At 62.6% G+C, this 23,691-nt stretch carries 23 protein-coding genes; 14 read left to right on the top strand and 9 right to left on the bottom strand.

Going from position 1 to position 23,691, the window contains the following annotated elements:
* The first annotated feature begins 34 nt into the window (after positions 1-34).
* From ACR0NY_RS12275 to ACR0NY_RS12260, 4 genes are read left to right on the top strand one after another with little or no spacing between them, the layout of a single operon-like run.
* Positions 35-982, top strand: coding sequence for an ABC transporter permease (locus ACR0NY_RS12275; RefSeq protein ID WP_093964078.1), 948 nt, complete (start codon positions 35-37; stop codon positions 980-982).
* Positions 979-1,794, top strand: coding sequence for an ABC transporter permease (locus tag ACR0NY_RS12270; protein ID WP_170340999.1), 816 nt, complete (start codon positions 979-981; stop codon positions 1,792-1,794). Before ACR0NY_RS12275 ends, ACR0NY_RS12270 begins: the two co-directional genes overlap by 4 nt.
* Positions 1,791-3,389 (top strand): ABC transporter ATP-binding protein, encoded by a 1,599-nt coding sequence (locus ACR0NY_RS12265; protein WP_170369078.1) that lies wholly within the window; start codon positions 1,791-1,793, stop codon positions 3,387-3,389. Before ACR0NY_RS12270 ends, ACR0NY_RS12265 begins: the two co-directional genes overlap by 4 nt.
* A gap of 34 nt (positions 3,390-3,423) precedes the next feature.
* Complete coding sequence (locus ACR0NY_RS12260; protein ID WP_170341003.1) at positions 3,424-4,869, top strand: aldehyde dehydrogenase family protein; 1,446 nt, start codon at positions 3,424-3,426, stop codon at positions 4,867-4,869.
* Between the two features lie 6 nt (positions 4,870-4,875).
* Here ACR0NY_RS12260 and pncB read toward each other — a convergent pair whose 3' ends face one another.
* Positions 4,876-6,168: a nicotinate phosphoribosyltransferase gene (gene pncB, locus ACR0NY_RS12255; protein ID WP_170341005.1), complete on the bottom strand. Its 1,293-nt coding sequence runs from the start codon at positions 6,166-6,168 to the stop codon at positions 4,876-4,878.
* Positions 6,169-6,496: 328 nt separating this feature from the next.
* Between pncB and ACR0NY_RS12250 the strand changes: the two genes are divergently transcribed.
* On the top strand, positions 6,497-6,868 hold the full coding sequence (locus ACR0NY_RS12250; protein ID WP_254432930.1) for a hypothetical protein: 372 nt from the start codon (positions 6,497-6,499) through the stop codon (positions 6,866-6,868).
* Between the two features lie 4 nt (positions 6,869-6,872).
* Here ACR0NY_RS12250 and pncA read toward each other — a convergent pair whose 3' ends face one another.
* Positions 6,873-7,466, bottom strand: coding sequence for a bifunctional nicotinamidase/pyrazinamidase (gene pncA, locus ACR0NY_RS12245; protein ID WP_170369079.1), 594 nt, complete (start codon positions 7,464-7,466; stop codon positions 6,873-6,875).
* A gap of 96 nt (positions 7,467-7,562) precedes the next feature.
* On the opposite strand from pncA, the gene trhO reads away from it, so the two are divergent.
* Both trhO and ACR0NY_RS12235 read left to right on the top strand, forming a co-directional pair.
* The gene (trhO, locus tag ACR0NY_RS12240) at positions 7,563-8,468 is read left to right on the top strand and encodes an oxygen-dependent tRNA uridine(34) hydroxylase TrhO (protein WP_170341012.1); all 906 of its coding nucleotides are present in this window, start codon (positions 7,563-7,565) and stop codon (positions 8,466-8,468) included.
* 80 nt (positions 8,469-8,548) lie between these two features.
* On the top strand, positions 8,549-9,067 hold the full coding sequence (locus ACR0NY_RS12235; protein WP_093964086.1) for a potassium channel family protein: 519 nt from the start codon (positions 8,549-8,551) through the stop codon (positions 9,065-9,067).
* 19 nt (positions 9,068-9,086) lie between these two features.
* On the opposite strand, the gene ACR0NY_RS12230 is transcribed toward ACR0NY_RS12235, so the two are convergent.
* Complete coding sequence (locus ACR0NY_RS12230; protein WP_093964087.1) at positions 9,087-9,416, bottom strand: hypothetical protein; 330 nt, start codon at positions 9,414-9,416, stop codon at positions 9,087-9,089.
* Between the two features lie 187 nt (positions 9,417-9,603).
* On the opposite strand from ACR0NY_RS12230, the gene betB reads away from it, so the two are divergent.
* The 3 genes from betB (at position 9,604) to ACR0NY_RS12215 (ending at position 15,000) form a co-directional block, all read left to right on the top strand.
* Entirely contained in the window at positions 9,604-11,058 is a 1,455-nt protein-coding gene (gene betB, locus ACR0NY_RS12225; RefSeq protein ID WP_170369080.1) for a betaine-aldehyde dehydrogenase, read from the top strand.
* 142 nt (positions 11,059-11,200) lie between these two features.
* On the top strand, positions 11,201-13,645 hold the full coding sequence (locus ACR0NY_RS12220; protein WP_170369081.1) for a GcvT family protein: 2,445 nt from the start codon (positions 11,201-11,203) through the stop codon (positions 13,643-13,645).
* Positions 13,642-15,000 (top strand): MmgE/PrpD family protein, encoded by a 1,359-nt coding sequence (locus ACR0NY_RS12215; protein WP_170369082.1) that lies wholly within the window; start codon positions 13,642-13,644, stop codon positions 14,998-15,000. The genes ACR0NY_RS12220 and ACR0NY_RS12215 overlap by 4 nt, the downstream gene beginning before the upstream one ends.
* On the opposite strand, the gene thpR is transcribed toward ACR0NY_RS12215, so the two are convergent.
* The 6 genes from thpR to ACR0NY_RS12185 all read right to left on the bottom strand — a co-directional run bounded on the left by thpR (position 14,973) and on the right by ACR0NY_RS12185 (position 20,359).
* The gene (thpR, locus tag ACR0NY_RS12210; RefSeq protein WP_170341021.1) at positions 14,973-15,536 is read right to left on the bottom strand and encodes an RNA 2',3'-cyclic phosphodiesterase; all 564 of its coding nucleotides are present in this window, start codon (positions 15,534-15,536) and stop codon (positions 14,973-14,975) included. The genes ACR0NY_RS12215 and thpR overlap by 28 nt on opposite strands.
* 123 nt (positions 15,537-15,659) lie before the next feature.
* Positions 15,660-17,804 carry a hypothetical protein gene (locus ACR0NY_RS12205; RefSeq protein ID WP_170369083.1) on the bottom strand — a complete coding sequence of 715 codons (2,145 nt, stop codon included), beginning with the start codon at positions 17,802-17,804 and terminating at the stop codon, positions 15,660-15,662.
* The gene (motA, locus tag ACR0NY_RS12200) at positions 17,801-18,670 is read right to left on the bottom strand and encodes a flagellar motor stator protein MotA (RefSeq protein ID WP_170341025.1); all 870 of its coding nucleotides are present in this window, start codon (positions 18,668-18,670) and stop codon (positions 17,801-17,803) included. The genes ACR0NY_RS12205 and motA overlap by 4 nt, the downstream gene beginning before the upstream one ends.
* Positions 18,671-18,716: 46 nt before the next feature.
* Entirely contained in the window at positions 18,717-19,232 is a 516-nt protein-coding gene (locus ACR0NY_RS12195; RefSeq protein WP_254432931.1) for a MotE family protein, read from the bottom strand.
* 65 nt (positions 19,233-19,297) lie between these two features.
* The gene (locus ACR0NY_RS12190) at positions 19,298-19,852 is read right to left on the bottom strand and encodes a hypothetical protein (RefSeq protein WP_170341029.1); all 555 of its coding nucleotides are present in this window, start codon (positions 19,850-19,852) and stop codon (positions 19,298-19,300) included.
* Between the two features lie 9 nt (positions 19,853-19,861).
* Positions 19,862-20,359, bottom strand: a complete 498-nt coding sequence (locus ACR0NY_RS12185; protein WP_170369084.1) for a flagellar basal body-associated FliL family protein — start codon at positions 20,357-20,359, stop codon at positions 19,862-19,864.
* Positions 20,360-20,478: 119 nt separating this feature from the next.
* Here ACR0NY_RS12185 and fliF point away from each other — a divergent pair, with 119 nt between their 5' ends.
* From fliF to fliP, 4 genes are read left to right on the top strand one after another with little or no spacing between them, the layout of a single operon-like run.
* Positions 20,479-22,074 (top strand): flagellar basal-body MS-ring/collar protein FliF, encoded by a 1,596-nt coding sequence (fliF, locus tag ACR0NY_RS12180; RefSeq protein WP_170369085.1) that lies wholly within the window; start codon positions 20,479-20,481, stop codon positions 22,072-22,074.
* Entirely contained in the window at positions 22,074-22,670 is a 597-nt protein-coding gene (locus tag ACR0NY_RS12175; RefSeq protein WP_170369086.1) for a FliH/SctL family protein, read from the top strand. The genes fliF and ACR0NY_RS12175 overlap by 1 nt, the downstream gene beginning before the upstream one ends.
* The gene (locus tag ACR0NY_RS12170; RefSeq protein WP_093964097.1) at positions 22,663-22,950 is read left to right on the top strand and encodes a FliM/FliN family flagellar motor switch protein; all 288 of its coding nucleotides are present in this window, start codon (positions 22,663-22,665) and stop codon (positions 22,948-22,950) included. Before ACR0NY_RS12175 ends, ACR0NY_RS12170 begins: the two co-directional genes overlap by 8 nt.
* Positions 22,950-23,678 (top strand): flagellar type III secretion system pore protein FliP, encoded by a 729-nt coding sequence (fliP, locus tag ACR0NY_RS12165; protein WP_170369252.1) that lies wholly within the window; start codon positions 22,950-22,952, stop codon positions 23,676-23,678. The genes ACR0NY_RS12170 and fliP overlap by 1 nt, the downstream gene beginning before the upstream one ends.
* The last annotated feature ends 13 nt before the right edge of the window (positions 23,679-23,691 follow it).

Here is a 23,691-nt window from a genome sequence, read left to right as displayed (position 1 = left end):
GACCGGCGGCCAATCCCGGCCTAACGTGGCGGCAATGCTCCGATATGCGCTCAAACGTCTGATTTCGCTGGCACTCAGCCTGGCTATCGCTTCGGTGGTCATCTTCGCGGTGATCGAGGTGGCGCCGGGGGACCCGGCCTCGTTCATGCTGGGGGTGAACGCCCAGCCTGAAACGCTGGCTGCCCTGCGCGCCGAGCTGGGCTTGGACGTGTCTCGACCGCAGCGCTACCTGAACTGGGTCAGCGGCATGCTGGCCGGAGATTTCGGTACCTCGTACACCTATCGCACGCCGGTGGCGCAGATGGTGGCCGACCGGCTGTGGGTGTCGCTGCCGCTGGCGCTCTATGCGCTGACACTGTCGACGCTGATCGCCTTTCCGGTCGGCATCTATGCCGCCGCGCGCCGGGGGAAGCCGGGCGATCTGGCGGTGATGGGGGCCACGCAGTTGGGCATCGCGGTGCCGAACTTCTGGTTCGCGATGATGCTGGTGCTGATATTCGCGATCAATCTACGCTGGTTCAACGCGGGCGGGTTCGCGGGGTGGGACAACGGCCTGTGGGCCGGGCTGCACTCGCTGACGCTGCCGGCGATCGCGCTGGCCCTGCCGCAGGCGGCGATTCTGTCGCGGGTCATGCGCTCGGCGCTGCTGGACATTCTGGGTGAGGATTTCATGCGCACCGCCCGCGCCAAGGGGCTGTCGCGCCGCCAGGCGCTGTGGCGGCACGGGGTGCGCAATGCGCTTATCCCAGTGCTGACGATCATCGGGCTGCAGTTCTCGTTTCTGCTGGCCGGGTCGATCATCATCGAGCAGGTCTTCTACCTGCCCGGGCTGGGGCGGCTGGTGTTCCAGGCGATCTCGGCGCGGGACCTGATCGTTGTGGAGTCGGTGGTGATGCTGCTGGTCTTTGCGGTCATCACGGTGAACTTCCTGGTCGATCTGGCCTATGCCGCGGTCGATCCCCGGTTGCGGAGCCGCACATGAGCCGCGCGCTGATCCTTGGGGCGGGGCTGACCTCGGTGGTGGTGCTGATGGCCCTGCTGTCCTTCGTCTGGACACCCTATGACCACGCCGCGCTGAACATCCCCGAGAAGCTGCAGCCGCCCAACGCACAGCACTGGTTCGGTACCGATCATTTCGGGCGCGACATGTTCTCGATGATCATGGTGGGTGCGCGCACCTCGATCGCGGTGGCGCTGGTGGCGGTGGGCATTGGCATGGGGTTCGGCGTGCCATTGGGCCTGACGGCCGCGGCGCGCAAGGGGTCTTGGCTGGACGAGCTGATCATGCGCGGCAACGATCTGGTCTTTGCCTTTCCCTCGCTGGTGATTGCCATCCTAATCACCGCCGTCTTCGGCCCCGGTGCGGTGAACGCGATCATCGCCATCGGCATCTTCAACATCCCCGTCTTCGCCCGCATTACCCGCGGCGCGGCGCTGTCCCTGTGGGAGCGCGAGTTCATCCTGGCGGCCCGCGTCGCGGGCAAGGGCGCGGCGCGCATCTCGGCCGAGCACATCCTGCCCAACGTCGCCAACCTGTTGATCGTGCAGGGCACCATCCAGTTCTCTCTGGGTATTCTGGCCGAGGCGGGTCTGTCCTATGTCGGTCTGGGCGCGCAGCCTCCCACGCCCAGCTGGGGCCGCATGCTGGCCGATGCGCAGACAATGGTCAGTTTTGCCCCGCATCTGGCTCTGATTCCGGGGCTGGCGATCATCGTCACGGTGCTGGGGCTGAACCTGATGGGCGACGGGCTGCGCGACTGGCTCGACCCCCGCATCCGGGCGGCGCGCGCATGAGCCTGCTGGAAATCCATAACCTGTCGCTGTCGATCCACGCCGTCGGCATCCTCAAGGACGTAAGCCTGTCCGTCGATCCCGGACAGATCGTGGCCGTCACCGGCGAGAGCGGTTCGGGCAAGTCGATTACGGCGCTGGCGGTGATGCAGCTATTGCCCAACGGGGCGCGGACATCGGGGGCGCTGCGACTGGACGGGCAGGACCTGCTAGGCCTGCCCGAGGCCGAGATGTGCGCCCTGCGCGGGGCGGCGATCGGCATGGTGTTCCAAGAGCCGATGACGGCGCTCAACCCGGTCCAGACCATCGGGGCGCAGGTGATGGAGACCATCCTGATCCACAAGGCGATGCCGCCCGATCAGGCCGAGGCCCGTGCCCGCGAGGTTTTGACCCGCGTCGGCCTGCCGCCCGAGAGGTTCCCGCTGGACCGCTACCCGCACGAATTGTCGGGCGGGCAGCGGCAGCGGGTGGTGATTGCCATGGCCATCGCCCTGCGCCCCCGGCTGCTGATCGCGGACGAGCCGACAACCGCGCTGGATGTGACCACGCAGGCGCAGATCCTCGATCTGCTACGGGGGCTGGTCACCGAATACGGCATGGGCCTGCTGATGATCACCCATGATTTGGCGGTCGTGGCCGACATGGCCGACCGGATCGTGGTGATGCAGAAGGGGCGAGTGGTCGAAACCGGGGCCACCGACCACCTGCTGCGCCACATGCAGCATGCCTATACGCGGATGCTGTTTCAGGCCTCGGGCCACCGGGTCGCATTGCCTGCGCCGCCCGCGCCCGCGCCGTTGCTCGAGGTCCTCAACGTGGTGCGCGACTATCGCCTGCCGCGCACGCGGCTGTTCGAAAAGCCCGGCCATCATCGCGCCGTGGACAATGTGAGTTTCACGCTGAATCGGGGCGAACGCCTTGGGCTTGTGGGCGAGTCCGGTTGCGGAAAATCGACTCTAACGCGAGCCATTTTAGGGCTCGAGGAGGTGCAGGGCGGGCAGATCCTGCTGGACGGCCAGCCGGTGTTCACCGGGCACAAACCCAACCTGGCCGTGCGTCGCAAGATGCAGGTGGTGTTCCAGGACCCGTTCGGCAGCTTCAACCCCCGCCACCGGGTCGCCCGCCTGATCACCGAACCTTTTCACCTGCTGGAAACCCCGCCCACCGGGTCTGAACGGCAGGATCGCATCGCTGAGATGTTGACCGCCGTCGGGCTCTCGCCCGACGATGCAGGCAAATACATCCACGAATTCTCGGGCGGGCAGCGCCAGCGCATCGCCATCGCCCGCGCCCTGATCATCCGGCCCGAGCTGATCCTGTTCGACGAGGCGGTCTCGGCGCTGGATGTCTCGGTCCGGGCGCAAATCCTCGACCTGCTGGCCGAGCTGTGTGCGGCCTATGACCTGACCTACCTGTTCATCAGCCATGACCTGAGCGTGGTGCGCACCATCACCGACCGGGTGATGGTGATGCAGGCGGGCCGCATCGTCGAACAGGGCGAGACCGAGCGCGTGTTCGCGGACCCGCAGCACCCCTATACGCAAACCCTGATCCAAGCCGTGCCGAAATTGCCCCAGATCGGGCAGGGCGCGGCATGATACCGCTTTGTTAGAGCCTGTTTTGGAGGCAGATATGCAAAATCCCATCTGGTTTGATCCCACCCTGTGCCTGATCGGAGGCGATTGGGTCGCAACCGACGACACGCTTGATCTGACCAACCCGTCCGACGGCACGCCGCTCTGCCGGATCGCGCGTGGTGGGGTGCCGCAGATCGATGCCGCCGTGCAGGCCGCGCAGGCGGCGCTGGACGGAGACTGGGGGCGCATGACCGCCGTTGAGCGGGGCCGTATCCTGACCAGTCTTGGACAGTTGGTGCAGGACAGGACCGAAGAACTTGCGTTGCTCGAAGCCTTGGACGTTGGCAAACCGCTGACCCAAGCCCGCGCCGATGCGGTGGCGCTGGCGCGGTACTGCGAATTCTACGGCGGAGCGGCGGACAAGGTGATGGGCGAGACCATCCCCTATCTGGACGGCTACACGGTCTACACCCTGCGCGAGCCGCATGGCGTGACCGGCCATATCGTGCCGTGGAACTATCCGATGCAGATCATCGGCCGCTCGGTCGGGGCGGCGCTGGCGATGGGCAATGCCTGCATTCTGAAACCGGCCGAAGAGGCCTGTCTGACCGCGTTGGCCTTTGCCCATTTGGCCACCGAGGCCGGCCTGCCGGCCGGGGCGCTGAACGTGGTGCCCGGCATCGGGGCCGAGGCCGGGGCGGCGCTGTCCGGCAATCCGGGTGTGCACCACATCTCTTTCACCGGGTCCGTGGCGACGGGTGCGCTGGTGCAGCAGGCGGCCGGGGCCAACGTGGTGCCGGTGACGCTGGAACTGGGCGGGAAATCTCCGCAATTGGTGTTCGATGATGCCGATCTGGAGGCGGCGTTGCCGTTTCTGGTGAATGCGGGCATCCAGAACGCGGGCCAGACCTGCTCGGCCGGGTCGCGTGTTCTGGTGCAGCGCGGCGTCTATGCCGAGGTCAAGGCGCGCATGGCCGCCGCCTATGCCGACCTGACCGTCGGCCCCGCGACCGAGGATCTGCGTGTCGGGCCGCTGATCTCGGACCGGCAGAAGCAGATCGTGACCGGCTTTCTGGCGCAGGGGGCCGATCTTGAGATCGCCGCACAAGGCCGGATCGTGGATCACGCGCCGCCGGGCGGGGCTTATGTGCGCCCGATGCTGTTTGGTGACGTGCCGCCCGATCATCCGCTGGCGCAGCAGGAAATCTTTGGCCCGGTCCAGGTTCTGATCCCCTTCGACACCGAGGAGCAGGCCATTCAAATCGCCAACGGCACCGACTATGGGCTGGTGGCCGGGGTCTGGACGCGGGACGGCGCGCGGCAGATGCGGCTGGCCAAACGGCTGCGTGCGGGGCAGGTGTTCATCAACAATTACGGCGCGGGCGGCGGGGTCGAGCTGCCGTTCGGCGGGGTCGGAAAATCGGGCCATGGCCGCGAAAAGGGGTTCGAGGCGCTGTACGGTTTTTCCCAGTTGAAAACCGTGGCCGCCCATCACGGCTGAGCCGGGCTAGACGATCACTTCGATCGCTTCTTGTTCCCCTACGCCAAAGACGCGCTTGTAGCGCTCGATCTCGTCTTTCGGCCCCATCGCCTTTTCGGGGTTGTCCGACAGTTTCACCGTCGGCCGCCCATTGGCCGAGACCGCCTTGCACACCAGCGAGAACGGCGCCAGCGCATCCCCCGGCACCAGACCGCGGAAATCGTTGGTCAGCAACGTGCCCCACCCGAACGAGACCTTCACCCGGCCCGCGAATTGGCCGTGCAATTCGCGGATCTTGTCCACATCGAGCCCGTCCGAGAATATGATCCGCTTCTGGCTGGGATCCTCGCCGCGCGATTTCCACCACTCGATGGCGATCTCGGCGCCCTTGGCCGGATCGCCGCTGTCAATGCGGATGCCGGTCCAGCCGGCCAGCCAGTCGGGTGCGCGGTCCAGAAACCCCTTGGTGCCATAGGTGTCGGGCAGGATGATCCGCAGGTTGCCGTCATGTTCGTCATGCCAGTCGCTCAGCACGTCATAGGGCGCGCGGGCCAGTCCTTCGTCGGTTTCGGCCAGCGCCGAATAGACCATCGGCAGTTCATGCGCATTGGTGCCGATCGCCTCGACCTCGCGCCGCATGGCGATCAGGCAGTTCGACGTTCCCGTGAAGGCCGGGCCCAGCCCTTCGATCATCGCCTGCACGCACCAGTCCTGCCACAGGAAGGAATGCCGCCGCCGGGTGCCGAAATCTGCGATCCCCAAACCGGGAATGCCGCGCAGCGTTTCGATTTTTTCCCAGACACGGGTCATGGCGCGGGCATAGAGAACCTGAAGCTCGAACCGGCGCATGTCGTTCAGAACCGCGCGTGAGCGGAGCTCCATCAGCACCGCCAAGGCAGGAATCTCCCACAGCATGACCTCGTGCCATTTGCCTTCGAATGTCAGCTCGTACTGATCGCCGCGGCGTTCGAGGTGATAGGGCGGCAGGCGCAGATTCTCGAACCATTCCATGAAATCGGGGCGGAACATCTGGCGTTTGCCGTAGAAGGTATTGCCCCGCAGCCAGGTGCTTTCACCCCGGCTGAGGCTGAGCGAGCGGATATGGTCCAGCTGTTCGCGCAGTTCGCCCTCGTCGATCAACTTGGCCAGGGGGACGTGATTCGAGCGGTTGATCAAGGAAAACTCGACCGTTGTTTGGGGTCGGTTTCGAAACACTGACTGGCACATCAGCAGTTTGTAGAAGTCCGTGTCGATCAACGACCGGACAATCGGGTCGATCTTCCATTTGTGATTGTAGACACGGGTCGCGATGTCGACCATGGGGAACTCCTGCCATTTCCGTTGTTAGATCAATCAGGGCGGTGAATGGCAAGAGTCGCGGATTTGGTAACAATGCCAAGGACAGGCCATAATGCGGGCATAATGTCTGTTCTTTTCGCGGTCTAGTTAGTCGGTGGGATGGTACGAGAAGGTAGTAGTTGGTTGAATGGGTCTGGCTTACGACTTTGATATTGTAACGATTGCAAAAGATGGGAGCGATTGCGGTTCGTCGGCTACGACTGAGCCGAAAACCGCAACGGTCTGCGCGCGTTTTCGCGATGTGAAGACGGCTGATGCTCTGAGGGGGGCGTCACCGAATCTGCGTCAGGTGTTCGTAGATGCCGGATTCATTCTGGACAGCCACGGCAGTGGTGAATCGCGTGGTTTCTATCCGCCCGAAGACGCCGCGGCCCGCGAAAAGGTCCTGCGCCAGCTGTTTGCAAATATTCGGGCCACGGGATTGCGCGGCCAGTATTGCGGTGAATTCAATCTGCGCGACTTTCTGCGCCATGTTCGCAGCGCGCAGCCTGGGATCGGCATCAAACGCCGCGATCCGGTGCGCCGCCCGCAACCGGCCACACCTGCGCCCGCAAAACCTGACCGAAGAACCGTGCCGGGGCGCATTGGCTTCGCCCTTGGCCTTGCGGTAATCGTGTTCGTCCTGCTGAAATATCTGGCTGCGGCCGGAGCGACGCCCTGAACCGTTAGGCCAGCGTAACACCCGCGTCGCGCATGGCCGGTTCCGCCGCTGCGAGCGACCCATCCAGATCGATTGCGCGGCAAACGTCGGTTCTGACGGCCACATCAAAGCCCAGCCGGGCCGCATCCACCGCCGAATAATGCACGCAGAAATCGGTCGCCAGCCCCACCAGCGTCAACCGGTCTATCCCGCGCGTGCGCAGATAGCCTTCCAGCCCAGTGGGCGTGGTCCGGTCGTTTTCGAAGAAGGCCGAATAGCTGTCGATCGCACTGCGGAAGCCCTTGCGCAGGATCAGGTCGGCGTCGGTGCGCAGGTCGGGGTGGAATTCGGCGCCGGGCGTGCCCTGCACGCAGTGGTCGGGCCACAGGACCTGTGGGCCATAGGGCATCTCGACCAGATCATAGGGCGCCTTGCCCGGATGGGATGACGCGAACGAGGAATGACCCGCCGGGTGCCAGTCCTGCGTCAGGATCACCGCATCGAAATCGGGCATCATGGCATTGATCGGGGCGACGATCTCATCCCCGTTGGGAACCGCCAGTTCGCCGCCGGGGCAGAAGTCGTTCTGGACATCGATCACGATCAGGGCATGGGTCATGGCGGCCTCCTTTGCGTGTCCTATCGGTAGGGGGGCGGGCGGGGGTCGTCAATGCGGTGTCTTGCGTTGCGGGGGGCCGCGCATTAGATCGCGGCCATGTACACGATCGCCGCACTTTATCACTTCACCCGTTTTGCCGACCCGGACGCCCTGCGCGCGCCGCTGCTGGAGCTGTGCCGCGCGCAGTCGGTCAAGGGCACGCTGCTGCTGGCGCATGAAGGCATCAACGGCACCATCGCCGGCCCCCGCGCCGGGATCGACTCGGTGCTGGCGTTTATCCGGGCGCTGCCGGGTTGTGCCGATCTGGAATGGAAAGAGGCCACCGCCAGCCAGCCGCCCTTTGGCAAGATGAAGGTGCGCCTGAAGAAAGAGATCGTGACCATGGGCCAGCCGGATGTCGATCCGCGCGCCCGCACCGGCCATTATGTCGAGCCGCAGGACTGGAACGACCTGATCCGTTCGGATGACGTGGTGGTGATCGACACGCGCAATGACTATGAGGTGTCGATCGGCACGTTCGACGGCGCAATCGACCCTAAAACGGCCAGTTTTCGCGATTTTCCCACCTGGTGGGAGCAGAACAAGCACCGATTCCACAACAAGCGCGTCGCCATGTTCTGCACCGGTGGCATCCGCTGCGAGAAATCCACCAACTATTTGCTTGGGCAGGGGGTCGAGGATGTGTACCACCTGAAAGGCGGCATCCTGCGCTATCTTGAGGAGGTCCCGCCTGAGGACAGCACCTGGAAGGGTGAGTGCTTCGTGTTCGACAATCGCGTTTCCGTAGGGCACGGGCTGGTCGAGGGGCCGCACCAGCTGTGTCATGGCTGCCGCCGCCCGATCCTGCCTCAGGACAGGGACCGCCCCGAATACGAACATGGCGTGTCCTGCCACCAGTGCATCCACGAGACGTCCGAGGCCGACAAGGCGCGGTTCCGCGAACGGCAGAAACAGATCACGCTGGCACGGGCGCGGGGCGAAGAGCATATCGGCGGCCAATAGCTTCGAATCACGCAAAAAAGCTTGCGATGATGCGCCCGGCGTTAAAATATGGCGGGTACCCGTGCTTGGGGAGGGGGACGATGGCGCATGATCCAACCACATTGCAGGATTGGAAGCCCACGCTGATCGCAGCGATGGGCCTTGTCATGCTCAGTGCTCTGGCTTGGTACATCCTTTCACACCTGACCGAATCCGCCGCCGGCGACACAATCGGAGCCGCGGCCACCATCGGGTTGGCGATTTGGCTGTTCTCTCAAACCTGGTACTACATGGCGCTTGTGCGCTCGCCCAAGCGGCAGTTGCTGCTGATGGGAATTTCCTTCATCCAGGTCGTGCCGTTTCTGTTCGCTGCAGTCTACGGGTCATATGGGTACTACGATCTGTGCGTTGAAGGCGCCCGCGGTCCGGCGGATGTCCTGTATTTCTCGTATGTTACCTTCACGACGGTTGGTTTTGGTGACTTGCGGCCAGTTGGTGTGTGCCGCGCCCTTGCCGTGGCTGAGGCGATTACCGGCTATATTCTACTGGGCCTATTCGTGGCTGCGGCCGTGGGGCTGTATGGTCGGTCGCATCGCCATCGCCATGACAAAGACGCCTGAGCCCGCCGGCCACACTTATTCACTTGTTCCGATCAATCCATTGCGACATCGCACGTTTGTCGCGGAAGCACTCGCTGGGGATCGGGCGGCGTTTTGTGCGCGAGATCCGCTCGGCAAAGGCCACCTGTTTGCCCGTCGGGTAGTCGGCAAAGGGGGAGGGATCGTGCGGCTTGTGCGCCGAAATCCAATCGGACATGGATCGCCGGTCGCGCTGCGCCTCGACCGGGATCTCCAGAGCGGACTGCTGGGCGATCGCGCGCGCATAGCGCATCTGACGGTCTGTGACGGGCAGAATGTGGTAGTCGTTGGTCGGCCCCATCGGGGTGGATTTGCGCAAAGACTGTTCCATCTGGTGATCCTCCGATCATGCAGAACAGAGATGGAACATTAACCATTTTTTTCAAGAGGGCCCCTTTTTTTGTTGGCAAAAATTCGCCCAAAGCAGTGCTTTATTGACTGATCAATCAATAATCATTACCTGCGGATGAAACCGACCGGCACCTGTCTCCCCGGGGCCCGAGAAAAAAGGATCCGCAATGAATGTTCAGCCCAAGGCCAGCCACTTTATTGATGGCGAATATGTCGAAGACACCGCAGGCACCCCGATCGACGTGATCTATCCGGCCACGGGCGAGGTCATCGCCCGCCTGCATTCGGCGACGCCGCAGATCATCGAACAGGCTCTAAACAGCGCGAAACTCGCGCAAAAGACCTGGGCGGCCATGACCGGGACCGAGCGCGGCCGCGTCTTGCGCCGCGCCGCCGACATCATGCGCGACCGCAACCACGAGCTGTCGATCCTGGAAACCCATGACACCGGCAAACCGTTACAGGAAACGCTGGTGGCCGATGCGACCTCGGGCGCGGATGCGCTGGAATATTTCGGCGGGCTGGCCGGGTCACTGACCGGTGAGCATATCCCGCTGGGCTGCGGCGATTTCGTCTATACCAACCGCGAGGCGCTGGGCGTCTGCGTCGGCATCGGCGCGTGGAACTACCCGACCCAGATCGCATGCTGGAAGGGCGCTCCGGCGCTGGCCTGTGGCAACGCGATGGTGTTCAAACCCTCGGAAACCACGCCCCTGTCGGCGTTGAAAGTCGCTGAGATCCTGATCGAGGCCGGTGCCCCCAAGGGCATCTACAACGTGGTTCAGGGCTATGGCGATGTGGGCGCCGCGCTGGTCACCGACCCGCGCGTGGCCAAGGTGTCGCTGACGGGCTCGGTGCCCACGGGCCGCAAGGTCTATGCCGCCGCGGCCGAGGGCATGAAACACGTCACGATGGAACTGGGCGGCAAGTCGCCCCTTATCGTGTTCGACGATGCCGATATCGACAACGCCGTCTCGGGCGCGATCCTGGGCAATTTCTACTCATCCGGTCAGGTCTGTTCCAACGGCACGCGGGTCTTCGTGCAGAAAGGCATCAAAGAGGCCTTCCTGACCCGTCTGACCGAACGCCTTGCCAATGTGAAGATCGGCGACCCGATGGATGAGGCCGTGAACTTCGGCCCGATGGTCAGCGAAAACCAGATGAACATCGTTCTGGGCTATATCGAGAAGGGCAAGGCCGAGAGCGCACGGCTGGTCCATGGCGGTGCGCGGCTGGATCGCCCGGGCTTCTACATTCAGCCCACGGTCTTTGCCGACGTGACCGACGACATGACCATCGCCCGCGAGGAGATCTTTGGCCCCGTCATGTCGGTGCTGGATTTCGAGACCGAGGACGAAGTGATGGCCCGCGCCAACGCCACCGAGTTTGGCCTGGCCGCCGGCGTCTTCACCAAGGACCTGACCCGCGCCCATCGCGTGGTGGCCGGGTTCGAAGCGGGCACCTGCTACATCAACACCTACAACCTGGCCCCGGTCGAAGCGCCGTTTGGCGGGTCAAAACTGTCGGGTGTTGGGCGCGAGAACTCGAAGCTGGCGATCAACCACTATTCGGAAATGAAAACCGTCTATGTCTCGATGAACGACGTCGAGGCACCCTATTAGACGATCCCAAATCGGGATTCCGGCCCAACTTGCACTGTTCCCGACATTTGGGGTCGGGAACAGAGCATACGGTGTGCGGACACTGTGGCTGACTTCTGATGCCGAGGGGTGACGCGCCCCCGCCAGTCAGGAGAGAAGTCCAATGAGAACCCATGCACAGGCCGTCGTGATCGGAGGGGGCCTTGTCGGTTGTTCCATCCTCTACCACCTTGCCAAGCTGGGCTGGACCGACGTGATACTGCTGGAGCGGGACGAGCTGACCAGCGGTTCAACCTGGCACGCGGCGGCCAACATTCACGGGCTGCACGACAACAACAACGTCACCCGCATCCAGCACTACACGATGAACCTGTACAAGCAGCTGGAGCAGGAAACCGGGCAGGGCTGCGGCGTGTTCCAGCCGGGTTCGCTGTATCTGGCCCAGACCGAAGCGCGCGAGCACCAGCTGCGCCTGCAAGAGGCCAAGGCGCGGTTCTATGGCCTGAACTTCCATGAGATCAGCCGCGAGCAGGCGATGGAGCTGCACCCGCTGGCGCAGTTCGATGATGTCCGCTGCATCATGTATGAACCCGACGGCGGCAACGTGGACCCCTCGGGGGTGACCCATGCCTATGCGGCCGGGGCGCGGGCGCTGGGGGCCGAGATTCAGCGGTTTTGCCCCGTAATCGGGACTGAACCGCAGCCCGATGGCTCGTGGATCGTGCGCACGGAAAAGGGCGACATCCACACGCAATGGGTGGTCAACGCAGCCGGGTTGTGGGGGCGCGAGGTGGCGGCTTTGGCCGGGCTGGCCCTGCCGCTGCAACCGACCGAGCACCAGTATTTCGTGACCGAAGCGATTGACGAGGTGGCAGCTCTCGGCCGCCGTCTGCCCTCGATCGCCGACCGCGACGGCGAGTATTACTTCCGGCAGGAAGGCAACGGCCTGTTGATCGGCGCCTACGAGAAAGACATGCGGTTCTGGGCCGAGGATGGCACGCCGCTGGATTTCGCCCATGACCTGTTTCCCGACGACTTGGACCGGATCATGGAGAACGTGATCCGCGCGACCGAACGTGTGCCGGTGGCCGCGACCGCAGGCGTGAAACGGGTGATCAACGGCCCGATGATCTGGTCGCCGGACTCCAACGCCATCTGGGGGCCGGTGCCCGAGCTGCGCAACTATTTCTGCTGCACCGGTATCATCCCCGGCTTTTCGCAATCGGGTGGGCTGGGCCTGCTGGCCGCGCAATGGATGATCGAGGGCGAGCCGCAATACGACATGTTCGCCTGGGATCTGGCGCGGTTCGGCGACTGGGCCGACAAGAACTTCACCAAGGCGCGAGTCTCCGACCAATATTCCCACCGCTTCGCCATCCATTTCCCGAACGAGGAACGCAGCGCCGGCCGCCCCGCTCGTGTACGCCCTGCCTACGAGTTGCAGAAGCAGATGGGCGCGGTCTTTGGGTTGAACTGCGGCTGGGAACACCCGCTGTGGTTTGCCGATCAGCCCGGAACGGTCGAAACCAACGGCTTCACCCGCCAGAACTGGTTCGAGCCGGTGGAGCAAGAAGCCCGGATGCTGCGCAAGAGCGTGGGCGTGATCGACATCTCGAACTTTGCCAACTACGTCATCAAGGGGCCGGGCGCGCATGACTGGCTGGATCGGTTGGTGGCCAACCGGGTGCCGACCGAAGTGGGACGTTCATGCCTGACCCCGCTGATTTCCGTGCGTGGCGGTGTGGCGGGCGATTTCACCATCACCAAGACGGCCCAAGACGACTACATGATGATTGGTTCGGGTATGGCCGAACGCTATCACCAACGGTTCTTCAACATGGTGGACCTGCCCGAGGGCACCACCTTCGAAGTTGCCACCAACCGCATCGCGGGCTTCAACATCGCTGGCCCGAAATCGCGCGAGGCCTTGCAACGGCTGACCAACGCCGACCTGTCGAATGAGGCGTTCCGCTTCATGCGCTCGGCCACGATCGAGGTTGCCGGGGTCACCTGCCTTGCCATCCGCGTCAGCTTCACCGGCGATCTGGGGTGGGAGCTGCACTGCGCCGAAAGTGATCAGATCAGACTCTATACAGCGCTTCTGGACGCGGCCCGCGCCTGCGGTGGCGGGCCGGTCGGCAGCCGGGCTCTGGGCGCGTTGCGGATCGAAAAAGGCTATGGCTCATGGGGGCGCGAGTATTCTCAGGAGTACTGGCCGCACGAGGTCGGTCTGGATGTGTTGATCAAGCCAGACAAGGATTTCCTGCACAAGGAGGCTTGGCTGGCGATCAAGGACAATCCCGCGCGCGAGGTGCTGTCGATCTTCGAGGTTGATGTCACCCACGATGCCGATGCCAGCGGAGGCGAGCCGATCTTCACCCCAGATGGTGCGCCCGTGGGGCGCGTCACTTCGGGCGCCTATGGCTATACGGTCGGCAAGTCGCTGGCCATTGGTTATGCCAACCCAGCCGTGGCTCAGCCGGGTGACGAGGTGCATGTCTTCATCCTGGGCAAGCCGCACAGGGCGCGGATCCTGCATGCGCCTCCGTTCGACCCCAAGGGCCTGCGCCTGCGTGACCAAAAACCGGCGATGGAGGGTGCCAAGTGACCGAAACCTTCGCCCGCGTTGCCGAGTTTGTTCTGAACCGCCCGGCGGACCAGATGCCCGACAGTGCGCGCGAAGCGGCGGCCCTGATGCTGCTGGATACTTTGGGCATCGTGATCGCATCGACCCCGATTGAGGCCGGCGTGATCGCCCGCGACACTGCGGCATTGCTGTACGGAACGACCGACTCTGCGTTCTCAGCGCGGATGCTGTGTGATGGGCGTCGGGTCAGTCTGGCGGGCGCGGCCTACGCTGCCGCCACGCAGACCGACAATCTCGACGGACACGACGGCTACAACCCGACCAAGGGGCATATCGGTGTCGTGGTCATACCCGCGCTGTGCGCATTGACCGAGCACTGCCCAGACCTGTCGGGACCCGATGCGTTGGCCGCCGTCATCACCGGCTACGAAATCGCGGGCCGCGCAGGTATCGCCCTGCACGCCACCGTCAGTGACTATCACACCTCGGGGGCGTGGAACGCACTGGGCGTGGTTGCCATGGCGGCCCGCTTGCGGGGCCATTCACCGGACCAGTTGCGCCAAGGCCTTGGCATTGCCGAATATCACGGCCCCCGCAGCCAGATGATGCGCGAAATCGCCAACCCGACCATGCTGCATGACGGCTCGGGCTGGGGCGCGCTGGTAGGCTTGTCGGCGGCGATTCTGGCCGAGCGCGGCTTTACCGGCGCCCCCGCCATCACCATCGAGAAAGCCCGCGCGGCACCCTATTGGCAGGACCTCGGCACATTTTGGCAGATGGAACATCAATACGTGAAACCCTATCCGATCTGCCGCTGGGCCCATGCCGCCATCGACGGGCTGCGCACGGTGATGAACACGCACGATCTGACCCATGACCAGATCGCCCGCGTCGAGATACATAGTTTTCACGAAGCGGTTCAACTGTATTCGGGGATGCCCGAGACAACGTCGCAGGCGCAATACTCGCTGCCATTTGCCGTCTCGACTTTTGCAGTACACGGGCGGATCGGGGTAGAGCACATCAGCGGCGATGGACTATCCGATCCGATCGTCGCCGATTTCCTGAACCGCATCACCGTATCCGAGTCGGACCGCCATAATTCCCGCTTTCCCGCCGGGCGCTGGGCCGACGTTCAGGTAACGACGCAAGACGGTCGCGTTTTCCGCTCGGGTGACATCCATGCCCGGGGCGGGCCTGAGGCTCCAATGTCGCGACAGGACGTCATCGACAAGTTTGTCGAGTTTTCTTCTGCAGAAATCGGAGAGTCTGCTGCCAAGAATCTGAGCAGGGCGGTTTTGAACCTTACCGATCCCGGCACCCGGTTTAGTGACATGGTGCAGCCTCTCTACCGGTCGGCCAAGTCGTCAGCCTGACCGGACCAACCTTGCAGCTGCAGAGGATAGGTCGACAGCGTTTCATATCGTGCCCCGTCCGGCCGTAATGTCGAAGACTTCAGGTTGAACTGGGTCACGAACATGGTGGCTTGGGGAACTGGGATTTGCAAAAAGCCCCTGTTTAGAGCCGATTCAATACCCCGAACGATGGTGATATGTGGTCGAAAGCGGCGGCGTTGCAGCCTCATCCCGGCCAGCCTAATGCACTGCAGGACGCTTTCATGCAGGTGCAGGAGTTCGGGATCGGGCTCTACCGCCATGTGCAGCGAGTTGCCGAAGCTGCCCAGCCCGGACAGTCTGATAGAAAAGGCCGGGCACCTAACCGCCTCAAGATGATCATTCAGTTCGATCAAGGCGTCCCGGGTCTGGTCGCCCAGGAAAGCCAGCGTCAGATGAAGGTTTTCAGCAGGCAAACTTCGACCGCAATGTGCTGCATGCGCGACGTCGGCGCATAGCTGGGCGATTTCGGAAGATACGGGAATGGCGACAAAACACCGAATGAGCGCTCCGGACATCCGTTGCCCCTGATCTGGATAAGGTTGAATTTGCCGGGCAGTCTGCCGGTGCTTGCATTTTCAGACAAGCGCATGTTCTCAATGCGAGGCGCATAAGCCGACCGTTCGTCGCGCCGATCCTAACTATTCCAATTCAGTTGTCACGTTCAGCAATTCGGCTATCTTCTGTCGCGTGTCGGCGCTGACCTCAAGCAGCTGTTCAGCGTCCGAAATCGGCTTGTCCGGGTCTCGCTGCACTGGCGCACGCAGGGCCGAGCTCAGATCTATGACCTGCCCCAGCGCGGTGTCCTTCGCCCCAACTTCTTCCAAGTTGAACCCCGCCCACCATGACAGGCGAGCGGCGGTATCCTCATCCCCTATGTCCCGCCAAGCCTCAACAGCGGCCGCGTAATTACCCATATCGGTCAGGGCTTGCGCCCGCAGCCTTTCAGCGTCATCGGAGGGATCCTCGGCCAATTCGCGAAGGGCCAGATCCGGTCGGTTTTCCAGCAGCGCGGCCCGGGCCCGAAGGATGGCGCGGTCGCGCCTGCGTGTCCCATCCGAACCTGCACCAGTCAAGTCTCGGGCTAGCTTGGCAAAGCCGAGGTCTGCAAAACGCCTGGCGAGCAACAGCGAAGTCTCAGTCGAAATAGACTCTAATTCATGTGGTTTCAGGGTACTTGCATACAGCAGAAAGGTCAGGTCATCCGCGCGCTCTGCTGCCAGAAGCAGGATACGATTGCGCGTGCCGGACCAGGTCTCGTCTCTGCGATGGGCATCAAGGATATTGAAGGCCGCAGAAAACTCGCCGCCCAGGGCAAGTGCCAGGGCGTGACAGCGGGCCATGACCGGGCCCAATTCAGAATTGCGCAGTTCGATCGCGTAGCCCGAGATCAGATCGATTTGGCGTCGCGAAACGGCCCCACCCTCTGCCGACTTCTTTTCAACAAGCCGGGCCAGCGCAAGCGGGGCTTCCAAATCCGAGCTTGGGTTGTCGATGACGTCGTTCAACAAAGTGTCGTTGGTGTCCGCATCTCCCTCAGCGGCAGCCACAGTTGCCTGCGCGAGTGTCACCTCGGGGTGTTGCAGAGTTTGGACGCGATCTACCGAACGCAATACCCGCCGGGCGGCTTCAAGCTGGCCGGAGTTGACGAATATCTCGGCCAGCCGGGGGCCGAGGATCCGGCGTAGATGCTCAGGAAGCCTCAGGTACGCCTGTTCCATCCGTTCCTGCTGCGCATCATCCTGCAACTGGCCATCCGCCATCGCGGCCCACATGGCAACCGCGCCGTCGCAGCGTTGCAACCCACGCAGTTGGTTAGGCTCTGATACGGGCTGATCATCAATTATTTGCGCGACCGCTCGAACCCATTCCTGTTCCGGCGATGAATCTTCCATCAACTGCAGAACCTGAATGGCCTCTGAACCGAAACCCCAGTGTGCCAACAGCTTCGCGAGCTTTAGCGCGATGGATCTGTCGACCCTGTCGAACTCCCGGAACAGCCCTGCACGCAGCTCAGCCACCTGATGCGCAAAGGGCCGACCGTCAGACCAGGTGTCGAACCCCAATTCGGCATCCGAAATACAGGCTGGCAGCGACTCCAGAGGTTGCAGAGGTGGCTCTCCCAGTTTGCCCAACTCGTCAAGGATCGAGCTTACCTGGATATGCGCAGGCAGATCCCGCGCGATGTCCGGAAGCGCTTCCGGCACCGAAGCACGCGGACCCGGAGGTGTGACATTCAGGTCGACAAGCTCGCGGTCCGCACCTTGCAACAGACGGGTCGAAAGGCGCTGCTGCAGGCCATCGCGATCCAGTTGCAGAAGGGGGGCAACCAATTCAATTGATGGGGCTTCGGCCTGTGGACGACGTTTGGAAGTCTGTTCTGGGATCACAATCGATGGAATGTCCAGCCTTGGCGGAGGCAAGGCTTTTTGCGCCGCTATGTCCAAAACGATCATCGTATCCTTGTACAAAAAAGCGGCCGCCGCGCAATCACAGCCGAAGTCCAGCTCAAGCGGCGCGCCGGGATCGGCCTGCGATATCGCCTCAAGCCGGCCTGCGGACAATCGTGCAAAGACCGATCCGGTCTTGAATTCCACGTCGTCCAATTCGACCGCCAGGCGCGCACCGTTTTTCCGGTGGGCGAGGCTCCAGTTGGTGCCCGCAGGAACGCTGAGAACAAGCCGCGTGAAGCCGTCATGTTCGCCGGACCGCACCGGAACGTCCTTCGCCAGCACTCCAGTTGCCGATGCGCTCAGGCCAAGGGTCAGGAGCAAAACCCGGATCATGCTGCCGCCTGCTTGATCTCTTTCAAGGCTTTCTCCAATTCGGTGAAGCCGGGGCGATTGTGGGTCGGCGTGTTCTGGCGACCAACCTCGATACACATTGCAGGGTTGTGATTGTGCAGGTTGGCAACCAGAACTTCCCGGATCAGTTGATAGAAGTGATTGTCTTCCTCCACGACCGCTTTCAGCTTTCCGGCGAAGGGGCCGACCAGCCCGTAGGCCAGAAAGACGCCCAGGAAAGTCCCGACAAGGGCACCTCCGATCAACTTGCCCAAGACCTCAGGCGGTTGGTCGATCGAGCCCATGGTCTTGATCACGCCCAGAACGGCCGCGACGATCCCCAGTGCCGGCAACCCGTCCGCCACGGTTTGCAGGGCGTGGCTGGAATGCATGGCGTGGTGGAAATTGGCATCCATCCGCTTTTCCAGAACCTCTTCAACCTGATGGGGATCGTCATAGTTCATCGCCGCCGACCGCATGGTGTCGCAAATCAGGTCCACTGCCTCTTTGTCCGCCTGTATCTTTGGGAAGGCCGCAAAAATGGCCGAGTTTTCAGGGTCTTCTATGTGCTGCTCGAGCTCGACCGGATTTGAACGGGCAAGCCGGATCAGCGAGAACAGAAGGCACAGCAGATCGCGGTAGTCTTCGGGCTTCCATTTCGGGCCTTTGAAAACCTTGCCTAGATCCTTGATCGTGTGTTTGACCGCCGACATGTCATTGCTGATCAGAAAGGCGCCGATGGCGGCCCCGCCGATCATCATCATCTCGAACGGCAGAGATTTGAGGATGATGGCCATCTTGCCGCCGGCGGCGAGGTAGCCGCCGAACACCATTACGAAAATAACAACGATTCCAAGAATTCCGATCATGTGGTCTCTCCGGCAGAGCGGTCTTTGAGGGTGGGGCTCATGGCGGCTACTCAGTCGGGGCGTTGGCGTTGCGTCCGGCCATTACGACACTGATGGTATAGGCGGCCTCGGGGCTGAGACCGGCCATCACACCCGCAGCTGCCTCAGGCGGCATACGCGACAGAAAACCGGCCGCAAAAACCGGATCCATCGTTTCGAACAGCGCCGCGGCGTCCTTGGGCTTCATGTTCTGATAGACATCGGTCAGACGGGTGAGGTCGGTTTCAGCCGCCTTGTCCGCCACGGCCAATGTCTCGCGCAGCGATGCCTCGGCCTCTTGCAAAGCGGACAGGCGCGTCGCAATGGCCTCGTTGGCAATCTCCAGGGCACGCTCCCTGTCGCGCAGCGCGCTCTCACGCTGTCTGACGACCGCTTCCCGACGCAGCAATTCGGTCAGCAAGGCTTGCATGTCCGGCTTTTCGTCCGAGCCGGCGCTGTGTGCCGAGAGTTCCGAGGGGTCAGGCCCCCTTGCCAAAGCCGGCCCAGCCTCCAGCCCCAGCCGTATGATGGCGGAACTGATCATCAAGGCTGAAATGAGTGTCAGAACGCCACCACGCGGTCGACGTTGGGCAGGTTGCAGGCTGCGCATCAGGATCGGGCCTCGCTACCTTGAGCCTTGTGCCTGAAGAACAATACGCCCTTGGGAATCGGGCCCGGATCCTCTGCGGGGTCGTTGGTGGATTTGACCTCGGCTTCCGGCCCGGATGGCATTTGTTCCACCGCCTCAGGCTCGGCGGGTTGCCTGGGTGCCTGAGGCCCGGATTCCTCTTTCAGCGATACCGGTTCCGCCTCGAGAGGTGACGGCTTTTTGGCTTCGACCGAGGCATTTGCAGGCTCCCCAGTCCCGGGTTTGTCCTCGGGGATCACGTCGTGCATCGACGCCATGATCAACTCAAGCCGCTGTGCGACTGACTCGGCGCGCTCGGTCAGATCCTGCAGTTTGAGTCCGGATTGGTCAGATGCCGCCCGCGCGGCATCCAGGGATTTTTTCAGTTCTTCCGCCTGTGCGGACAGAACGGATACCGCGCCACCGACGCCCCGCTCCAGATCCGTGAACCGCCTGAGGCGTCGGGCCAGAACAAAACAGTACAACCCGGCCCCCAAGGCGCCGGCGACCAGCAGAATGTCCGAGATCAGTTCCAATTTCGCCTCCTAGTTCAATACGAATTCCGTGACCAGAACGTCACGTACCCGACCTTCGCCAACGACGATGCCGATGCGCCGCAGCAGGTGCCCGCGGATGCGAACCAGGGCCAGCGAGTCCTCGAGGTCGGACAGGTTGATGGCCCGGAGATAGCCGTTCATCACGTCCATGATGCGGGGAATCATCTTTTCCACCTCGGCCTCGTGACCGGCGGCCACCTCAAGTTGAGCGTGGAATTTCAGATGGCGCGAATCGCCGGAATTCACGGACACGATCACGGGCGGCAGGTCGACGAACCCGACGTCCGGCAACGCATCGATCGCATCTCCGGCGTCCGCATTGACCGCTGTTTTTCCTTCGGCCTCGGGTGCTTTGCCCAAAAGCCCGGACGAGGTCACATAGTACCCGCCCGCGGCACCCAGCAGCGCCAGAACCGCGCCAATCATCAGTCCCTTTTTGCCCGACTTCTTCGGGCCTTCTGCCTCATCCACGGTCGCGTCTGTCATGGCGTCCTCATTCTTGCGTTCGGCACCCGTCATAACCCCGCAGGGACTAACCGATTGTTAAGGGCAATCGGTCAAACAGGGCACGAGCCGCACAGAATGTCGGCGAGTCGGAGGTGAGCGTGCAGCAGATCGGAACTGTCTGGGCAAGTTTGGGCAGGCGCAAACAAATCATCGTGGCGGGGGCGGCTGTCGTCGTGTTCCTGAGTGTCCTGGCGATGTCGCGGTTGGTGACATCTCCGTCCATGACGCTCCTCTATGCGGGGCTGGAAAGCGGGGCGGCGGGGGATATCGTCCGGGCCCTGGATCAACGCGGAGTCACCTACGAGATTCGTGGCGGCTCAATCTATGTTCCGGGCTCGCAACGCGACGAGTTGCGCATGACCCTGGCAAGCGAGGGTCTGCCTGCAAATGGTAACCGGGGTTATGAGCTGCTGGACACGCTGAGTGGGTTCGGTACGACCTCGCAGATGTTCGACGCTGCCTATTGGCGCGCCAAGGAGGGTGAACTGGCGCGAACCATCGTCAGCAGTTCTCATGTAGGGCAGGCGCGGGTTCACATTGCCAGCGGGTCCACAAGCCCGTTCCAGCCCAGCGTTTCGCCAACCGCTTCGGTCTATCTGGTGCCATCCGGGGCCAAGATCACGGTCGAACAGGCCAAGGCGATCCGTTTTCTGGTGGCCTCCGCCGTGACCGGCCTCGCGCCCGAGGATGTTGCGGTGATCGATTCCAGCGGCGCCGTGATCGGCCCGCAAGAGACGGCGGTCGCCGCCGACACTGCCGATGACAAGGCCAAGGTCCTGCGCGACCGCGTCCTGCGGCTGGTCGAGGCGCGCGTCGGACCCGGCAACGCGGTGGTCGAAGTCAGCGTCGACACGGTCACCGAGACCGAATCCATAAGAGAGCGGCGGTTCGACCCCAAGGGCCGCGTCGCAATCAGCACCGATGTCGAGGAACGGTCGGATACCTCCCGCAATCAGTCGTCGGATGTGACGGTCGCGTCCAACCTGCCGGACGGGGACGGCAATGGCAGCGATGAATCGAATTCTTCAGCCACGCAAACCCGCGAGCGGATCAACTATGAGGTTTCAGAGACCGAGCTTGAAGTTCTGCGGGTGCCCGGGGCAATCAAACGCCTGACGGTTGCCGTTCTCGTCAACGGTACCCGCACAACGGACGCTACCGGTGCCGAGATTTTTGTACCGATGGCACAGCCGGAACTGGACGCTCTGGAAGAGCTTGTCGCCTCGGCCGTGGGCTTCGACGCGGATCGCGGGGATGTCATCACGCTGAAATCCCTGGAACTGCCCAATGTCGAACCGCAGGGAACATTGGCGACCGCTTCGGTCTGGCAAAGCCTCCATCTGGATACAATGTCGCTGATACAGATGGCAGTGTTGGCCATGGTCTCGCTGATCATGGGGCTGTTCGTGATCCGGCCGATCCTGACCGGTTCGGCCGCAGTGCCAGCCTTGCCGAGTGCCGCGGCCCCCGCCGATGGCGGCGCGCCATATCTTGTCGGTGAAATCTCGGATGCGGATGGACAGGAATTCAGCGCTCTCACCGGCCAGGGCGAAAACGGAGGCTCTGTGCCTGCGATTGGCTCGTCGGCAAGCGAAGATGCGGTCGGCCGTCTGCGCGCCATGATCGGGGACAAACAGGAAGAAACGGTCGAAATTCTGCGGAGCTGGCTGGAAGAAAACAAGGAGAAGGTGTGATGTCGATCGCCCACCTGCTCGAGGATTTCACGGCTCAGGCCGACGGCGCGAATCTGCGGTTGCTGGACGAAGAGGCATTGGAGGAAGAGCGGCTCGCCGCTTTCGAACGCGGATATGGTGCGGGGTGGGAGGATGCGTTGCAGGCCCAAGCCCAAGGTCGTGCTGCACTGACCGAGGATATGCGGGCGGCTTTCTCCGACATGTCCTTCACCTACCAGGAAGCTCTGACCCGGATGACCTTGTCGCTTGAACCGATGTTCAGTGCTCTGGTTCAGACCGTCCTTCCCCAGGCGTTGGATCGGGGGCTTGCCACCCGCGTGATCGAGCAGTTGAGCGAAATGGCCAAGGCGCAGGTTGCACAACCGATCCTTCTGTTGGTTCCACCCGGTGTTGAAGGGGATGTCGATGCAATGTTGCCCGCCGACATAACGCCTCTCCCCAAGGTCGTCGCGGACCCCGAGTTGCTGCCGGGTCAGGCGCGGTTGCGGGTCGGCACCGCCCGGTCCGAGGTTGATTGCACCGCGCTGCTGGACGCGATCGCCGCCGCTTTCGACGCATATGTTTTTGAGGCAAAAGAGGCTTTGTCAAATGAGTGACGCACCTGCATCCAAACCTGAAAGACCCAATCCGTTCGAAGCCGTTCCCATCGAGGTGACGGTTTCCGTCGGTCGGGCGCGCCCCCTGATACGCGACCTGTTGAGCATGGGTGAGAACGCCGTTCTGACCTTGGACAAACGGGTCGAAGATCCGGTGGATCTGTATGTCGGCGACCAATTGGTCGCCCGTGGTCTGCTCGAGGAAATGGAGGGGGACAATGCCGGCCAATTGGCGGTGCGTCTGACCGAGATTTCGGATTTCCAGAACGGACTTGGATGATGCGTCGGGCGGCCTGGTGTGCATTGGCGATCCTTGTGCTGACACCAGCAGTGGGATCGGCTCAGGAGCTGTCGCTGTCGTTGGGCGACGGCGGATCCATATCGGCGCGAACCATTCAGTTGATCCTGCTGATCACAGTGCTCAGCCTGGCACCCGGCCTTGCGATCATGGTGACCTGTTTCCCCTTTCTGGTCACGGTACTGGCCATTCTGCGGCAGGGGATCGGGTTGCAACAGTCCCCGCCCAACATGCTGATCGTCAGCCTGGCGCTGTTTCTGACCTACTTCATCATGGAGCCGGTCTTTGCCCAGGCTTGGGACACCGGGATCCGCCCGATGGTCGAAGAAACGCTTGCGATAGAGCCTGCATTGGAACGTGCGATGGTGCCGTTCCGCGAGTTCATGGCGGCGCGGCTGGATGGTGATACGTTTCGGGCCATGGCGGCCTTGCGCCCCGACACCGCGTCGATGGAGCTGTCGCCGGAGGCGCCTCTGTCGGTTCTCATGCCGTCGTTCATGCTGTCCGAGGTTGCCCGCGCGTTCCAGATCGGATTCCTGATATTTCTACCGTTTCTGATCATCGATCTTGTAGTGGCCGCGGTACTCATGTCGATGGGGATGATGATGGTGCCGCCCGCCACGGTTTCGCTGCCGTTCAAACTGGCGTTTTTCGTGATTGCGGATGGGTGGTCCCTGATCGCCAGTGCCTTGGTGCGAAGCTACTCCTAAACTGCACGTGGAC

This window comes from Ruegeria sp. BJ5 (assembly GCF_056537865.1).
Note: the sequence above shows the minus strand (reverse complement) of the source record. Positions and strands in the feature narration are given on the sequence as shown.

Coding starts and splice junctions, on each gene's coding strand:
- ACR0NY_RS12275 (WP_093964078.1), top strand. CDS start 35: ATGCTCCGATATGCGCTCAAACGTCTGATTTCGCTGGCACTCAGCCTG.
- ACR0NY_RS12270 (WP_170340999.1), top strand. CDS start 979: ATGAGCCGCGCGCTGATCCTTGGGGCGGGGCTGACCTCGGTGGTGGTG.
- ACR0NY_RS12265 (WP_170369078.1), top strand. CDS start 1,791: ATGAGCCTGCTGGAAATCCATAACCTGTCGCTGTCGATCCACGCCGTC.
- ACR0NY_RS12260 (WP_170341003.1), top strand. CDS start 3,424: ATGCAAAATCCCATCTGGTTTGATCCCACCCTGTGCCTGATCGGAGGC.
- pncB (WP_170341005.1), bottom strand. CDS start 6,168: ATGGTCGACATCGCGACCCGTGTCTACAATCACAAATGGAAGATCGAC.
- pncA (WP_170369079.1), bottom strand. CDS start 7,466: ATGACCCATGCCCTGATCGTGATCGATGTCCAGAACGACTTCTGCCCC.
- trhO (WP_170341012.1), top strand. CDS start 7,563: ATGTACACGATCGCCGCACTTTATCACTTCACCCGTTTTGCCGACCCG.
- ACR0NY_RS12235 (WP_093964086.1), top strand. CDS start 8,549: ATGGCGCATGATCCAACCACATTGCAGGATTGGAAGCCCACGCTGATC.
- ACR0NY_RS12230 (WP_093964087.1), bottom strand. CDS start 9,416: ATGGAACAGTCTTTGCGCAAATCCACCCCGATGGGGCCGACCAACGAC.
- betB (WP_170369080.1), top strand. CDS start 9,604: ATGAATGTTCAGCCCAAGGCCAGCCACTTTATTGATGGCGAATATGTC.
- ACR0NY_RS12220 (WP_170369081.1), top strand. CDS start 11,201: ATGAGAACCCATGCACAGGCCGTCGTGATCGGAGGGGGCCTTGTCGGT.
- thpR (WP_170341021.1), bottom strand. CDS start 15,536: ATGTCCGGAGCGCTCATTCGGTGTTTTGTCGCCATTCCCGTATCTTCC.
- ACR0NY_RS12205 (WP_170369083.1), bottom strand. CDS start 17,804: ATGATCCGGGTTTTGCTCCTGACCCTTGGCCTGAGCGCATCGGCAACT.
- motA (WP_170341025.1), bottom strand. CDS start 18,670: ATGATCGGAATTCTTGGAATCGTTGTTATTTTCGTAATGGTGTTCGGC.
- ACR0NY_RS12195 (WP_254432931.1), bottom strand. CDS start 19,232: ATGATCAGTTCCGCCATCATACGGCTGGGGCTGGAGGCTGGGCCGGCT.
- ACR0NY_RS12185 (WP_170369084.1), bottom strand. CDS start 20,359: ATGACAGACGCGACCGTGGATGAGGCAGAAGGCCCGAAGAAGTCGGGC.
- ACR0NY_RS12175 (WP_170369086.1), top strand. CDS start 22,074: ATGTCGATCGCCCACCTGCTCGAGGATTTCACGGCTCAGGCCGACGGC.
- ACR0NY_RS12170 (WP_093964097.1), top strand. CDS start 22,663: ATGAGTGACGCACCTGCATCCAAACCTGAAAGACCCAATCCGTTCGAA.
- fliP (WP_170369252.1), top strand. CDS start 22,950: ATGCGTCGGGCGGCCTGGTGTGCATTGGCGATCCTTGTGCTGACACCA.